The following is a 13,640-nucleotide window of genomic DNA, read 5'->3' as shown; positions in this document are numbered from 1 at the left end:
CCCCGAAGTTCTGCCCCCAGCCCACCTTCGCCGTCACCGCGACCTTGGGCGACACGAGGCCCGCCACGCCGATCAACGCGCGCAAAAGCGTGGCGTTGGGGCCCCCGTCGTTGAAGTAGCGGCGCACGTCCACGCCGGTGTCGAGCACCAGCGCCGTCTTCGGCAGGAAGCGCCAGCGGCTCTCCAGGCCCAGGTGCAGGTTGCCGTAGTTGAAGCGGTCCGCGCCGACGGGGTCGCACACGCCTTCGCCGCAGTCCGCCGGCGCCGAAGCGCCCAGCGGCTCGAAGAACTCCACCGCGTAGGCCACGCCCGGAGTCACCTCCACCGCGCCACCACCCGGCCGCCACGGAGCCTTCACCTTGGCCTCGTTGTAGAGGCTGAGGATGCCCGCGCCGATGGCCGCCGTGCGTGTCCGGTCCGAGCGCGTGAACTGGTCCGACAGCTCCAGCGACAGCGGCGCCTCCGGGTTGATGCGCGCCAGCAGGTCCGCTGCGCCCTCCATGTGCGAGGCCGCGTTCGAGCCCTGCGTCATCAGGCCCGTGAAAAGCACGTAGTCCAGGTTGGCGTTGAGGTTGAACGCCAGCCGGGGAGAGGGGATGTCCAGCCGGAAGCCCGGCCGGAAGTGCATCGCCAGCTCACCCGACAGGTCCGGCGACACGCCACCGGGGAACTCCTGGCCCTCGCGGCCGAAGTAGCCCACGCCGCTGTCCAGGCGCGTCTCCAGCTCGAAGTACGGATGCAGCCGGCCGTTGCCGACCTTGAAGCCGTTGCCACCCGTGGCCGGCGCGGAGACTCCGTCCTGAGCCATGGCCACGGTGACAGGCGCCATCAGCGCCAGCCCGCAGACCGTGCCCCAGAATGTCCCTCTCAGCGTCATGGCTCGCAGTGGCTTCCCAGGGAGAGGGCGTACTCACTCCCACCTTTCATGCGGACGGCCTGGGGCGTCATAGCACGCGCGATTTCAGGGGCCGAAGAATTGTTCGACACGGGACTTGGACTCGCCCGGAGGGCCGGAGGGCGCACGGGACTAGTTGATGGGGCTCGCGGGAGGCGGGCGCACGAGGATGTCGTCGGGAGGAGGCGGGCGCGTGGGGTCGCCGCCCGGCAGGTTCTCCGGCTCCTCCACCTCGATGAAGAGGTTCTCGTCGGTGCGGAAGGCGAGCTGACCGATGCACTCCTCGGCCTCCGAGCGCAGCTGGCCGACCTTCTGCCGGGCGATCATCACCTTGGTGTATTCGTGCTCGCTGGTGGAGACCTCGCGCCGGGTGAGGGACTCCTGGAGCGACACGTCCGCCTGCTCGGAGATGCGCAACAGGCCCTTGATTTGCGTGAGCTTCTCGTTGGCGCAGTTGAGCTTCACCACGTCCTTGGTGCGGCGCGCTTCTTCCACCTTGCCGAGCACCTGGCGAAGCACGTCTCGCATGACACTCAAGGCCTGGGTGCTGCGCTCCAGCTTCTGCGAGTCAGGCACTTCACTCGCCTTCTCCAGCGTGGTGGTGGCGGCGGGTGACCGGGGCGAGGGCACCGGTCCCTGCGCGACGGCCACGCCCGTGGCGACGATCACAGCGACCATTCCGACAGTGCGCATACGCCTCTCGGCTCTCCCGGCCCTTCCCATTGCAACAAAGCGTAGAAGGCGGGGGGTGGGGTGTCAACGCGACGAACCCCCAGTTATTCAGTGGTTACTGGAGAGGCGGGCATTGGCCTCACGCAGTCGAGCAGCCAGGCTTCGGGCGATATTGACGACGACGAAGGTGAAGCCGTCGGCGTACTCGTTGCGGAAGGCGCGCAAGTCCCCAGCGGTGAGCTGGAGCAGGTGGGCCTGCGCGCGCGCGCGCACGGTGGCGGAGCGGTAGTCCTTGTCGATGAGGCCCATCTCCCCGAAGAACTCGGGAGGTGACAGCACGGCCAGGGTGCGCGGCAACCCATCCGTGCCGTTCCGGGCCACTTCCACCTGGCCTTCGACGACGAGGAAGAGGCTGTCGCCCAAATCCCCTTCATGGAAGATGACCTCGCCGGGGACGCAGTGGCGCGTCCGGGCCAGCTCCGCCAGACGGTCCAGCTCCACGGGAGAGAGCATCTCGAACAGCGGTGAGGCGGCGATGACGGCCAGCTTCTCCATGGTCCCCTCGGAGCCCGCGCTGGGTACACCGGCGCCGGAGCCTACCCCGTCGGCGAGAAGACGAAGGGGTAGGAAACGGTGGCGGCGGACTCGGGTTTGAACGGGAACACCCAGCCGCGGATGGCGGCGCGGATGCAGCTGGCCACCGCCTCGCTGCCGAGGGTGTTCTCGTCGATTTCGAAGTCCCCCACTCGGCCGGACGGGGTGATGGAGAAGCGCACCACCACCTTGCCCTTGAGGTTGGGGTTTCGCTTGAGCTCCTTCTCGTAGCAGCTCTGGATGGCGCCCTTGCGCGCGCGGACGTAGCGGGCGAGCGCGTCGCGGTCCACGTCGGAGCTGTCGACGTCCGGCGTCGCGTCCTGCACGCGGCCCTTCACTTCGACTTCCTTCTTCGTGCCCAGGTCCACCTTGCCGCCGCCCTGGGTGCCCAGCTCGCCGATGCCCGTCACGGTGCCGGTGCCACCGCCGCGCGGGCCGGTACCCTTGCCGACGGAGGCCTCGTTGGCCACGCCCACGCCGCCGGCGCCCTGGAGCGCGGCGACGATGTCGCTGCCACCGCTGGCGCTGCCCAGCACGTCCTGGAACGCGCCGGTGCCAGAGCTCTTGGAGCCGAGCATCTTCAACAGGCCCTTGTCGGAGACCTTCTTCACCATCTCCGCGTGGCGCTCGGCGGCGGCGGCCGCGGGCTTCTCCGACGCGGGCTTGTCCGCGCCGTCCTTCGGCTCGGGGGGCTTGACGTCTTCCTTCGGCGTCTCGGCGGGGCCCGGCGCGGCGGGCTTCGCGGTCTCGATGGGGCGCTGGGGGATGATGGCGCGCACGAAGCGGTCATCGAGCTGATCCAACGCCAGCTCCTGCTCCTTGGGGGCCTCCGCGGAGAGGATGATGGCGGCGCCGGAGAAGTGGACGAGCAGCGAGGCGGCGAGGATGCCGAAGAAGACGCGGTCCATCGTCTTCCAGCGGCTGACGCGGATGTCCGAGGGCATCACCGGACGCGCTTCCTCGGCCTTGGGCGCGACGAACTGGAAGAAGAGGGTGGCGTCGCCCAGCTCCACCTTGCCGCGCGCGGTCTCCTGGAGGGGGAGGACGTAGAGGTCACCCCGGCGCGAGGCGAGCCCCTGGGAGCGCAGGGCGTCGAAGTCCACGTCGGAGGAGCCGAGGTTGACGCGGCCCTTCATGAACTCGTTGATGACGAGCAGGAACTGGTGGCCCTGGTTCTCGAACACGCTGAAGCGCGCGGGCCTGTCGTCCGAGGCGGGCAGGACGATGGTGTTGCGCGCGTCATGGCCGATGGTGACGCTCTCGCGCCGGACGTGGTGCTCTTCGACAATCTGGCCGTTCTGGATGAGGCCGACGCGGAGCAGCTTGGAAGGTGACGGGGCGGCCATGGCCTAGAAGGGCTCCTGCTCGACGCTCTTCTCGACCTTGGGCACGAAGCTCTCCGTGCGGTTGAGGTCGTCGAAGCTCAGGTTGGAGCGGGGGAGGATGTAGAAAGCCTGGGGCTTCTGGATGCGGCCCTCGACGGTGAGCGCGTCCAGGCGGATGACCTTGCGAGGCGCCTTCTTCGCGGGCGCCGCTTCGCTGCTCGACGTGGCCCCGCCAGTGCCGGGCGCGGCGGACTTGCCAGCGTCCTGCGCGAGCACGGGCGCGGTGGTGAGGAGCACGAAGAGGGCGAAGGTGGCGCGCATGGCGATCCTAGTTCTTGTCGGTGGCCAGCTTACCCGAGCCGCTCTTCGAGGGCGCGGTGCCGGAAGCGGGCTCGGGCTGGGACACCGGCGCGGGGGGCGGAGTTCCCTCCGAGGGTGCTCCGACGTGCGCGGAAGGTGCTGGGGTGGGGGCCGGCGGAGTGGGCACCGCGCCGGGGTTCTCGGAGCCTGATGGAGCGGTCTGCTTGGGTGGGCTGGCCGGAGCGGATGCGCCCTGCACGGGCGGCGTCGAAGTGGAGGCCGTTCCCTTGTCCGCGGGGGCGGCCTGCGCGGGTGGGGCGGTGGTCGGCGCGTTGTTCTCGGCGGCCTGTTTCGCCTGCTCCTGCTGGGCCTTCTCCTGCTCCGCGGCCTTGCGGAGCTGGTCCTTGCGCTCGCGCTCCAGGCGGCGCTCCTCGCGCTCGATGCTCTTGCGCGCGTCCTTCGTGTACTGGGGGGTGCGGTTGTCGCGACCACCCTGGGCTTCGTAGCGCTCGAAGTAGGTGAGGGCCGTCTTGTACCGCTGGATGGGGTCGACCCCCGGGGGCTCCACGTCGAGGAACAGGATGGCGAGGTTGAAGAACGGGTCGGGCTGACCGGGGAGCAGCACGAGCACCTGCTCGTACTCGGCCTTGGCGCGCTCGAACTCCCCCTGTCCCCGGTAGGCATTGCCCAGGTTGAGGCGCGCGGCGGCGAAGTCGGGAGCGGCTCTCACCGCCGCTTCGAGCTCGGTGACGGCGGCCGGGTAGTCCTGGGCCTCGTTGAGCAGCGCGCCGAAGTTGTTGCGTGCCTCGGCGAAGTCGGGCCGGAGCTTCGCGGCCTCCTTGAACTCCGCCAGGGCCTGCGGGCCCACCTTCAGCGCCAGGTACACCAGCCCCAGTGCATTGCGTGTGGCGGCGTCGCCTGGCGCGATGTCCCGCGCGTTCTCCAGCACCATGCGCGCCAGCTCGTGTTTGCCCTCGCGGTAGTACACCTGCGCGAGCACCTGCATGGCGCGAGTGTGGCGCTCATCGAACTTGAGGGCCTGCTTCGCCTCGGTGGCCGCGGGCCCCAGCTTCTTCTGCTGGAGCAGGGTGATGGCCAGCGCGGTGTGCAGCGGCGCCGAGTCCTGCTTCGTCTCCACCAACCCGCGCAGCTCCGTCTCCAGCGCAGCGGAGCGGCCCGTGCGTCCGTACAGGCGCGCCAGGCAGTCCCATGCGGACTCCTGCTCGGGAGCCACCGCGAGCGCCTGACGATACGAGCGCTCCGCGTCCTCGTGCCGTCCCAGCCGCTCCTGGACGATGCCGAGGTTCGTCCACGCGTAGTCGAGATTCGGGTTCTGCGTCACCAGCGCGCGCAGCGCCGTCTCCGCCGCCGTCAGCTCTCCGGCCCGCGCGATCGCCACGGCCTGCTCGAAGTCCTGCGCCGTGCTGCGGGGCGGAGGCGCGACGACGGTGGGGACGGGCGCGGCCTTGGAGTCCGCATCGGCCGTTGCCTCGACGGGCGCCTCGGCTGTGGGGCGCGTCTCCGGGCCGGAGGCACACGCGGACAGCCACAGGCCCGAGGACAGGAGTAGCGCGGTGAGGGCGGAGGCCCCCGGCGTGCGTGGAGAGAAGCTCACGGCTTGGCTCCCCCGGTGATGCGGCTCTCGTCCGCCGACGCGGGGCGGGCGGGCCCGCTCACGCTGCCGATGAGCCCGTCCGGATAGGCGGCGTCGGACGCGAGTGCCTGCTTGGGCTCCTTGAGCACCGGGTACTCCTTGGGACGGAAGCGGTTGAGGGACTCCAGCGTGCGCCGCGTCCACTCGTTGGAGACGCGATTCTTGCGAGCCTCCGCCAGGGCGACGGCGTAGCTCTCCACCGCCGCGTCCTCCAGCTCCGCCGTGTTCTGCGCGAGCAGGTCCTGGTACGTCACCACCGCATCCTCGCCCAGCCGCTTCACGTCGGGCGGCACAGGCGTTTCGATGATGGTGTTGGCGAAGCGCTCCAGCGCGTAGCCGGAGCGGTAGGCCGCCGCGAGGGACCACTCGAGCTGCTTGTACGGATAGACGCGCGAGTACGCGTCCTTCACCGTCTTCACCGCCGCGCGCTTCACCGCGAAGCTGCGCACCAGGGCCTTGCCCCAGCCGCCAATCTTCAGCTTGTCGAACCTCTGCAGCTCCGCCTCCGCCAACTGGAAGCGTCCATACGCCGCCGCGTTCGCCGCGAGGGGATGGGTGTCCGGCTTGAGCTTGCGTCGGTCGAACTCGCTCGCCGCCTGGGTGTACGCGCGCTGGGCTTCCTTCTCGTCGCCGAGCTTCTGGTGCGCGTCACCCATGCGCCGGTGCGCGTCCACGACCAGCTCCACCTGGCCGGGCTTGTTGGCGAACTTGCGCACGAACTCCTGGAGCGCGCGGACCTCTCCGCGAGGGTCGCCCTGCTTCTCCAACAGGATGGCCGCGCGGTACTGGTTCTTCGGCGCGTCCTCGGCGGTGGGGAACAGCTCCGCGTAGCGCAGGAACGTGGCCGCGGACTCCGCGTAGCGCTGCTGGCCTTCGAGCAGTCGAGCGGTGTTGAAGAGCGCCGCCTCCCGGTCCTTCGATGCGGGGTAGTCCTTCACCAGCTTCTGGTAGCTGACGACGGCCTTGTCGAAGTCGTAGGACTTCTCCGCGTTCACCGCCACGCGGAACAGCGCCGCGTCCGCGAGCGGGGAGGACGGGTACTCGCGATAGATGCGCTCGTAGAGCTTCATCGCGGAGTCGAAGCGCCGGGTGTTCTCGTGCGCGACGGCGGCGTTGTTGAGGGCCTTGTCCGCGAACTCGTGCCGGGGCTCCTCGTCGACGAGCTGGATGTACTTGCGCGCGGCCTCCTCGTGCTTGCCCTCGGCCAGGAGCTGGTCCGCGAGCTTGAAGCGGCCCGCGAGCTTGAACTTCACCAGTTGCTTGTGGAGGTCGCTGGTCGGGTCGATGACCTGCGTGTTGCTGGCCAGCCTCGCGCTGACCTCCTCCACGCTGCGCCAGTCCTTGTCGATGAGGAACGTCTCGACGGTGAGGTTGGTGGCGTAGCGGGCCACCTCGCTCTTGGGCCACGTCTGGATGATGCGCTCGAAGCGCTTGCGGGCCTCGGGGAAGTCGTCGTGCGCGTAGTACAGCTCCGCGGCCTTGTAGGCGATGCCCGCGGCCTTCGCGTCGCGCGGCAGGAGCGCCACGTACTTGTCGGAGGCCGACACCAGCTTCTGCTCGGTGGGCGTCAGCGGCACGGGCTTTACCGCCGAACCCTCGGGCCGCTCGGTGGAGCGCAGCGGCTTGAGGTCCGGCGTCTTGCCGGACTGGATGTCCTTCGCGAGCAGCTGCTGCCAGGCGAGCACCGCGCTGTGCGCCGCCTCGTCGCGGTGCTTCTCGCTCACGCCGGTGTCACGCACCAGCTCGTAGCTCTTCGCGGCCTCGGCGAACTGGAAGGAGAAGTAGAGGCACTCCGCGTAATAGAAGCGCATCTCGCCCGCGCTCTTGCTGCGCGGGAAGCGCTCCAGGTACGTGCCGTAGGCGCGCGCGGCGGTGGCGAAGCCCGTGCTGGCCTGCTCGAACTTGCCCTCCTTCTTGAACACCAGCGCCTGCTGGTGGTGGAAGGTGGCGCTCGTATAGAGGCTCTTCTCGACGAGCGTGTTGGCTCGCGAGAGCGCGTCGGGGTCTCCCTGGTTCTTCGCGTACCAGGCCGTGCCGGGTTGATAGAGGCTGGCGAGTCGCTCCGACTCCGTGAAGGACTCCGCGAGCAGCCGGTCTCGCTCGTAGGCCAGGGCGATGCGCTGCTGGAGCTCCGGCGCGTCCGGCGCCATGGGTTCCTGCTGGAGCACGCGCTGATAGGCCGCGATGGCTGCGGGGTGGTTCGTCTGGTCGAAGTAGACGTTGCCCAGCCGGCGGTAGACGTCCGCCTCGTAGGGCTTGGGGCCGCGCTTCGCGAAGAGGGCCTGGGCGCGAGGCAGTCCACCCCACGTCTCGTCCGCCAGCGAGATGGCCACGTACTGGAGGGCCTCGTCGCGCAGGTCTCCGCCAGCCTCGGCCTCGCCCTTCGCGACGCGCTGGGCTTCGTAGAAGTCCACCAACGTGAGGAAGGACTCCACCGCTTCGTCGAAGCGGTCCATCCGGTAGTACGTCCAGCCCAGCTTGTAGAGGGCCTTGTCGTAGAGCGGATGCAGCGTGTCGCGGGCGGCGGCCTCGAAGGCCTGCGCGGAGCGTGGCAGGGCCTGCGGGTCCTTGTAGTTGTCGAACCAGTACTCGCCGATGCGGACCCACGCCTCGGTGGCGAAGCGGCTTCGCGGATAGCGGGCGATGAGCTGCTGGTAGGTGCGGAAGCTCTCGTCGACCTGCTCCTGCTCTTCCAGGCAGTAGCCCAACAGGTACCAGGCGCCGTCGTTGAGGCGGTAGGTGGGGTAGTCCTTCAAGAGCCGGCGGTACAGCGCGATGGAGTCCCCGTAGTCCTTCTTCGGCTCCACGGGGAAGGCCGAGTCGGGGTTCTTGTCGTGGGCCTCCAGCCGGTCTCGGTACTCCTTCATCGCCAGCTGATGCTCGTCCTGCGAGCGCTCGTAATAGAGCTCCGCCAGACGGAACATCACGTCCGGCGTGTAGCGCGGCTCCTGCGGGTAGCGGCGGAGGAACTCCTCGAAGCGGACGATGGCCTCCATCCGCTCCTTGCGCTCCTGGGCCTCGAAGTCCCGGATGACCTTCTCGTATGAGGATGCGAGCGAGTCGCGCTTCTGCTCGTACTTGCGCTCCATCAGGAGCTGCACCTCGCGGCTGAACTCGCGAGACTCCTCGTCATACGTGCGCAGGGCGCGGCTGACGTCCTGGAGCAGCGCCTCTTCCTCGGGCGTGCGGCCCAGGCCCGTCAGGTAGCCCGCGGCCGGTGTCCCGGAGGGACTCTCCGCCTGGGCGGGGGAGGGGGCTTGCGCGGCGGTGTCCGGCGCCTGGGCGGCGGCGGGCAGCGAGGCCACGGAGAGCAGCACCGCGAGCACGCGCCGCATCACCGTCCCTCCTCCGACAACACGTCGCGGAAGTCGGCGTCCAGCGCGCGCAGCGCCTCGGCCTTCTGCGCGGACACCTTCTGGATGTTCGTCGTCTTGTCCTGCTTCTCGGTGAAGGCCACGTCCACCACGCCCACGTCCGCCTTGAGCACCAGGTCGTAGAACTGCCGACGCACGCGCCGGATGCTGTCGTAGGCGATGCGGCCCACCAACTGCTTCGCGTTGCCGGACACCGCGGCGACCTCGGCCTCGTAGCGCTCCAACAAGTGCTGCTCGGCCAGCACCTTCGCGCGGATGCGCTGTCCTCGCTGGTCCACCTGGGTCCGCAGCGCGGACTGGGCCTCCGCGACGCGCTTGCGCAGCGCCTCGCCTCGCTCCCGCACCTGGTGCGCGTGCGTCAACACCGCCGTGGGAGACTGTCGACGCTCCGCTTCACTGAGCACCTCGTGCTCGGAGCGCAGCGCCGCCGCGTAGCGGCCACGGATGGCCTGTTCCCCGGAGAGGGACGCCGCCGCGCTGTTGCGCTCATCCGCGAGCCGACCGCGCGTCCGGTCCAGCTCCAGCTGGAGATCATTCAGCGTCTGGACCTCGGCCTGGAGCTGCACCAGGAACTCTTGTTCCTCGTCGGGTGGCGTCTGGCGAAGCAGCCGCGTGTCATCCACCCACTTGCGCACCGCCGAGGCGATGGCATGCAGTCCCTGAATCTCCGTGCCCAGCCGGAAGGCCTCGCGGTCCACCGCGTCCACCCGGGTCTGCATGCGGCGCAGCCGTTCCTCCAGCCCCTTCTGGGTGGTGGGGAGCGTGGCGAAGCGGGCGGCCAGCGCATCGCGCTCGCGGCGCAGGGGCGCGAGTCGGTCCCGCTCCTGTGAGGTGAGCGACGGCTCCAGCGCGAGTCCCTCCACTTCCACCAGCGTCGACTCGGCGTGCGTGACGGCCGTCTCCACCGCGTCCGCGCGCGTGAAGCCCTCTTGCAGCTCCGGGAAGGTCTCCAGCTTCCGCGAGTCCAGCGCGCGAAGGATGCGGGCCGCCAGCTCGCGTGCGTCGACGGCGCCCTTCTTCCCGGTGTCGATGTCGCCCACCATCTTCACCGCGCGGCTCACCTCGCGCTCGGTGGAGGCGTATTTCAGGGCCAGGGGCGGCAACAGCGTGCGCACGTCCGGGACGGTGTCCGTGCGCGCCAGGAGCCGCTCGAAGTACGCGACGGGGTCCCGGTTGGCGTTCAAGAGGGCGTCCACCTTCTCGCGCACGGGGCGGAAGGTTCCGATGAGTTCGTCGTAGGACGCGATGGCCTCGTCGTACCGCTTGAGCTTCTGGAGCAGGTGTCCCTGGAGGAGCTTCGCGTCGGGCGCGAGCCGCGAGTCGGGGGCGACGAGCAACAGGATGTCGACGGCGTTCTTCGCCTCCTGGTGGTTGCCCTTGCGCACCTGCGTCCACGCGATTTCGTAGAGCGACTCCGGAAAGGACTCGCTGTCCTGCGACACCTGGCCGTAGCGGTCCAACGCCTCGTCGAAGCGGCCTGCTTCGTACAGGAGCCGTCCCAACGACATCAGCGACAGCTCGCGGATGCGCCGCGTGTCCGTGTCAGCCGTCGAGCGGGTGACGGGCTTGCCCGGCGTCGCGGTGGGCGCGGAGCCTCCCTCGTTCGACAGGGGCGTGAGGAGCTGCTGGAACTGGAGGATGGCGAGGGGCAGCTCGCCGGCCTGCATCGACAGCACCGCCATGTGGTAGCCGGCCTGGAGCTGATACGGGCCGCCATGGGCCTGGGCCAGCGGCGAGAAGGCCGAGCGCGCACGCGCGATTCGCTCGGAGGCGGGCAGGTCGGTGCGGCGGAAGAGCCACTTCGCCTGGACGTACTGCACGTCGGGAGGAAGCTGGCCGCCGAACAACGTGCGCGCCTGCTCGACGTAGGTCTCGACGTCGTCGAACAGGTTCAACCGTCCGGAGATGGCCAGGTAGCGCGTGAGCGCGTCACGGTGGCGCGCGGTCGGCGTGGGCTGCGACAACAGCTCGCGCAGGTAGAGCCGCGCGCCGATGTCGTTCTTCTGCTGGTACAGCGAATCCGCGAGGAAGAAGAGCGCGTCCGCGTAGCGCGGGTGGCTCCGGAACGCCGGGTCGCTCACCAGGTCGTAGAAGTGGACGGAGGCCGCGCTCCAGTCGCCGAGCAGGTACTGGATTTCCGCGTCGGAGTAGCGCCGCGAGCGGGCCTGCTCTTCATCGGGCTCCGGGCGCTGGCTGTACTGTGTCTCGACGAAGCGCAGGCTCTCCTCGGCGACCTGGAGCTGCTGCTCCACGGAGGACAGGCGCTGCTCCAGCTCCTGGGGAGTCGGAGGCGGCGGGGGAGGCTCGGCGGCAAAGGCGGAGGCGCCCCCCACGAGGCTGAGCGCGAGGGCGAGAGCGCGAAGCGACACGTTCACCGGCGGACCCCTACCGCGCTTCAGTGGAGGTGGCGGCCGGAGGGCTTCCGCCCGCTTCGCCGTCGATGCGCGGCGCCGTGTCGCGCGACAGCTCGATGTCGTAGCGCACCGCGGGCCGGTCCTTCATGTCCAGCGTGAGGCCGCCCTGCTCGAAGCCCACCACGCGCACCGTGGACACCTTTCCTGGCTCCGCGTTGAAGGTGTAGCTGGATTGCACCTTGAACTTGTAGCCCTCCAGGTAGCTGAACACGCCGAAGCCGCCGCCGCGGTAGACGAGCCGCACCGCGAGCTGGTGCTGCCCCGGGACGATGCGCCCGTTGAAGACCTCGAACTGCTCGCGCTTGCTCAGCTCTTCGCCCTGGATGTCGACCTGCGTGAAGATGGGCGCGCCATCCAGCGCGTACGTCACCGACTCCAGGATGAAGGAGCTGCCCATCTCGTTCTTGTGGACGATGAGCGCGCGAGCCCCGGTGGTGACGTCTCCGCCCAGCACCGTCTCCTGGAGCAACAGGAGTCGGGCCTTGGAGCGGTAGATCTTCTCCTTCAGGTCGACGACCTGCTCCTCCAGCGTCTTCACCCGCGTGTTGAAGGCTTCATCCGCGGTGCTGTCGCCTTCGGAAGGGGCCACGGGAGGCGCCTCGGTGCTCGAGGCGGCGGCGGGCGCCGTGGGGCGCGGCTCCTGCGCGAGCGCCGCCCCACAGAGGGTGGCGCTCACGAGCGCGAGGAGGCGGAGGGTGGCGGCTGCGACACGCACTGTGCGACCTCAGGAGGCGGACGGCCCGGCCCGTCGGCAGCAGGTTGTAACACCCTTGGCCGCGAGGCGTCTTCTCACCCGCGGTACGGGAGTTGACTGCCCGGCTGCTCCCGGCTCAGCCGCCTTTCTTCAGCTCCGTGAGCACCAGCTTCGCCACGGCCTTGAGCGTGTCGAACACGCCCACGCCCGTGGGCGCCACGGCCTGATACTCGGGGATGTTGCGCGGGTTGATGGCCTTGCGCATCTCCTCCGGCGTCACCGCGTTGGGCAGGTCGCGCTTGTTGTACTGGAGGACGTACGGAATCTTGTTCAGGTCGTAGCCCTGCTCGGCCAGGTTCACACGGAGGTTTTCAATCGACTCCATGTTCGCCTCCATGCGCTCGATCTGACTGTCGGCCACGAACACGACGCCGTCCACGCCCTTGAGGATGAGCTTGCGGCTGGCGTCGTAGAACACCTGGCCGGGCACCGTGTAGAGGTGGAAGCGCGTCTTGAAGCCGCGGATCTCACCGAGCGACAGCGGCAGGAAGTCGAAGAAGAGCGTGCGGTCCGTCTCGGTGGAGAGGGAGATGAGCTTGCCCTTCGTCTCGGCCGCCGTCTTGTTGTAGATGTACTGGAGGTTGGTCGTCTTCCCGCAGAGACCCGGCCCGTAATAGACAATCTTGCAGTTGATTTCGCGGGATGAGTAGTTGATGAAGGACATGGCTTCCCGGGTTACTCGCTGAAGAGGTTGTCGATATCGTCGTCGGAGATCTCGGCGAACGGCGACCCGGCACCCGGGCTGTCCGTCTTCTTCACCAGACTCTCGAAGATCTTCGTCAGCTCGTCGCTGGCCTTCTTGATGCGCAGGCGGACGAGGCCGAGGCTGGTGCGGTTGTCGAAGATGACGACCAGCACGACCCGGCTGCCGACGATGGTCATGTAGAGCGAGTCCTTCGCCCCCTCATGGAACTGGTTGGGGAACTCGTTCTCACCGATCAGCTTGGCGAGTCCGCCCATCGCCGCCACGTTGCCGGCCGTCAGCGAGGCCAGGGACGTGGTGTCGATGTTCTGCGTCTGCCCGGCCGAGGAGATGAGTTGCCCGTTCTTGTCGACGAGGAACACCACCTTCGCGTTCGCGTCCTTGGTGAGCCGGTCGCAAACGGCGTTGATCTTGGTGAACTCCTCTTCGTACATCACCAGTTGCGTGCCCATGGGCGTATGCGCTCCTCAGCGTTCGCTCGCCCGTCTCACGGCAACACCCCGATTGTTTCTGGAGTGAATCCCGGAGGTTAGACGAGGCGCTACCGACCGTGAGGATGCTTAGCAAAGCCCCTCCACTCCAGCAAGAAGCCATCCGTTCCTCCCGGTGAGAACGCGGCTCGTCCGCTGCCCCCGCCACCCAGGGGGTCCTCGTCAAGCCTCTTTCTGGGTCCCCGGATGACGCCGGTTTGGGAGTGTTCGCGGCTTTCTCTATACTCCGCCGGGCTTTGACGCCCCCACGCCCCCTTGCCCCCATCCTGGCGCGTCTGGCGCCCTTGCTGTTGGTGCTGGTCAGCTCCCCGTCCGTCCGGGCGGAGGAGGTGCGCGAGCGAGCCTCGCTGCGCCTGCGCTACGGCGTGGCCCTCCGCAATGGTGCCCAGGCGGATGTAGGGCCTGGGCTCACCTACGACGGCTTCACCCCGAATGATCTGGCGGCGGTGGGCTCGGTCTGGGCG

General features: G+C 68.8%; 11 protein-coding genes and 1 pseudogene. 1 reads left to right on the top strand and 11 read right to left on the bottom strand.

Annotation, left to right across the window (positions count from 1 at the left end):
• From FJV41_RS41645 to mglB, 11 genes are all read right to left on the bottom strand, one after another.
• The coding region (locus FJV41_RS41645; protein WP_141648186.1) for a hypothetical protein at positions 1–877 on the bottom strand (877 nt) is incomplete at its 3' end.
• 150 nt (positions 878–1,027) lie between these two features.
• Complete coding sequence (locus FJV41_RS41640) at positions 1,028–1,588, bottom strand: hypothetical protein (protein WP_174458515.1); 561 nt, start codon at positions 1,586–1,588, stop codon at positions 1,028–1,030.
• Between the two features lie 87 nt (positions 1,589–1,675).
• On the bottom strand, positions 1,676–2,122 hold the full coding sequence (locus FJV41_RS41635; RefSeq protein ID WP_141648184.1) for a cyclic nucleotide-binding domain-containing protein: 447 nt from the start codon (positions 2,120–2,122) through the stop codon (positions 1,676–1,678).
• A 41-nt stretch (positions 2,123–2,163) separates the two neighbouring features.
• Positions 2,164–3,507 carry an AgmX/PglI C-terminal domain-containing protein gene (locus FJV41_RS41630; protein WP_141648183.1) on the bottom strand — a complete coding sequence of 448 codons (1,344 nt, stop codon included), beginning with the start codon at positions 3,505–3,507 and terminating at the stop codon, positions 2,164–2,166.
• A gap of 3 nt (positions 3,508–3,510) precedes the next feature.
• Positions 3,511–3,807 (bottom strand): hypothetical protein, encoded by a 297-nt coding sequence (locus tag FJV41_RS41625; protein ID WP_141648182.1) that lies wholly within the window; start codon positions 3,805–3,807, stop codon positions 3,511–3,513.
• Positions 3,808–3,814: 7 nt separating this feature from the next.
• Positions 3,815–5,401: a tetratricopeptide repeat protein gene (locus tag FJV41_RS54780; protein ID WP_141648181.1), complete on the bottom strand. Its 1,587-nt coding sequence runs from the start codon at positions 5,399–5,401 to the stop codon at positions 3,815–3,817.
• Complete coding sequence (locus tag FJV41_RS41615; protein ID WP_181791296.1) at positions 5,398–8,775, bottom strand: tetratricopeptide repeat protein; 3,378 nt, start codon at positions 8,773–8,775, stop codon at positions 5,398–5,400. The genes FJV41_RS54780 and FJV41_RS41615 overlap by 4 nt, the downstream gene beginning before the upstream one ends.
• Positions 8,775–11,183: a tetratricopeptide repeat protein gene (locus tag FJV41_RS41610; RefSeq protein WP_246137751.1), complete on the bottom strand. Its 2,409-nt coding sequence runs from the start codon at positions 11,181–11,183 to the stop codon at positions 8,775–8,777. Before FJV41_RS41610 ends, FJV41_RS41615 begins: the two co-directional genes overlap by 1 nt.
• 16 nt (positions 11,184–11,199) lie before the next feature.
• A complete protein-coding gene (locus tag FJV41_RS41605; protein ID WP_141648178.1) occupies positions 11,200–11,943 on the bottom strand; it encodes a dihydrolipoamide acetyltransferase in 744 nt (247 codons plus the stop codon).
• A 115-nt stretch (positions 11,944–12,058) separates the two neighbouring features.
• Positions 12,059–12,646, bottom strand: coding sequence for a gliding-motility regulator Ras-like GTPase MglA (gene mglA, locus FJV41_RS41600; RefSeq protein ID WP_141648177.1), 588 nt, complete (start codon positions 12,644–12,646; stop codon positions 12,059–12,061).
• Between the two features lie 11 nt (positions 12,647–12,657).
• Positions 12,658–13,137 (bottom strand): gliding-motility regulator GTPase-activating protein MglB, encoded by a 480-nt coding sequence (mglB, locus tag FJV41_RS41595; protein WP_002637270.1) that lies wholly within the window; start codon positions 13,135–13,137, stop codon positions 12,658–12,660.
• A gap of 323 nt (positions 13,138–13,460) precedes the next feature.
• On the opposite strand from mglB, the pseudogene FJV41_RS41590 reads away from it, so the two are divergent.
• A pseudogene (locus FJV41_RS41590) lies at positions 13,461–13,640 on the top strand (hypothetical protein); the annotation flags it as partial.

The organism is Myxococcus llanfairpwllgwyngyllgogerychwyrndrobwllllantysiliogogogochensis, assembly GCF_006636215.1.
In the GTDB taxonomy this organism is placed as follows: Bacteria; Myxococcota; Myxococcia; order Myxococcales; family Myxococcaceae; genus Myxococcus; species Myxococcus llanfairpwllgwyngyllgogerychwyrndrobwllllantysiliogogogochensis.
The sequence above is the reverse complement of the archived record's forward strand: the minus strand, read 5'-3'. Positions and strand labels throughout refer to the sequence as shown.

What these genes read in the sequence shown, in the direction of transcription:
- FJV41_RS41640 (WP_174458515.1), bottom strand. Translation starts at nt 1,588, where the DNA reads ATGCGCACTGTCGGAATGGTCGCTGTGATCGTCGCCACGGGCGTGGCC.
- FJV41_RS41630 (WP_141648183.1), bottom strand. Translation starts at nt 3,507, where the DNA reads ATGGCCGCCCCGTCACCTTCCAAGCTGCTCCGCGTCGGCCTCATCCAG.
- mglA (WP_141648177.1), bottom strand. Translation starts at nt 12,646, where the DNA reads ATGTCCTTCATCAACTACTCATCCCGCGAAATCAACTGCAAGATTGTC.
- FJV41_RS41625 (WP_141648182.1), bottom strand. Translation starts at nt 3,807, where the DNA reads ATGCGCGCCACCTTCGCCCTCTTCGTGCTCCTCACCACCGCGCCCGTG.
- FJV41_RS41615 (WP_181791296.1), bottom strand. Translation starts at nt 8,775, where the DNA reads ATGCGGCGCGTGCTCGCGGTGCTGCTCTCCGTGGCCTCGCTGCCCGCC.
- FJV41_RS41635 (WP_141648184.1), bottom strand. Translation starts at nt 2,122, where the DNA reads ATGGAGAAGCTGGCCGTCATCGCCGCCTCACCGCTGTTCGAGATGCTC.
- mglB (WP_002637270.1), bottom strand. Translation starts at nt 13,137, where the DNA reads ATGGGCACGCAACTGGTGATGTACGAAGAGGAGTTCACCAAGATCAAC.